The organism is Streptomyces sp. P9(2023) (assembly GCF_032436795.1).
Classification (GTDB): Bacteria; Actinomycetota; Actinomycetes; order Streptomycetales; family Streptomycetaceae; genus Streptomyces.
In genome coordinates, this window is sequence record NZ_JAUPWM010000312.1 from 1 (window position 1) to 309 (window position 309).

General features: G+C 63.1%; 1 protein-coding gene. It reads right to left on the reverse strand.

All coding sequences use genetic code 11. The features are described 5' to 3' along the window. Positions 1 to 195: hypothetical protein (locus Q5762_RS37760; protein WP_315896833.1), on the reverse strand; the 195-nt coding region annotated here is incomplete at its 3' end. Between the last annotated feature and the right edge of the window lie 114 nt (positions 196 to 309).

The window sequence follows — 309 nt, forward strand, 5'->3', positions numbered from 1 at the left end:
CGTGCCGACAGGGACAGGGCTGCTGGGCAACAGGTCGCCCGGTGACCAGAGAACATCGGCAGCGTCGCGCTCGCGCAGTGATATCCGCTGGAGCAGCGTGCGCTGGTCATCGACCTTGCCCGACACCTCGAACACCTTGCTGGTGTAACCGTTGCGGGCACTGGTCCATGCCACAGCGTCCAGCGGCTCCAGCACCAGAAGCTCCCGCAGGCTGATCTTGAACTCCCTACCGTCAATGAAGACGTTCTAGATCGCATAGTACTCCCCCGTCAGCATCGGGACCATGAACACCTAGGCGCCGGACTCGGC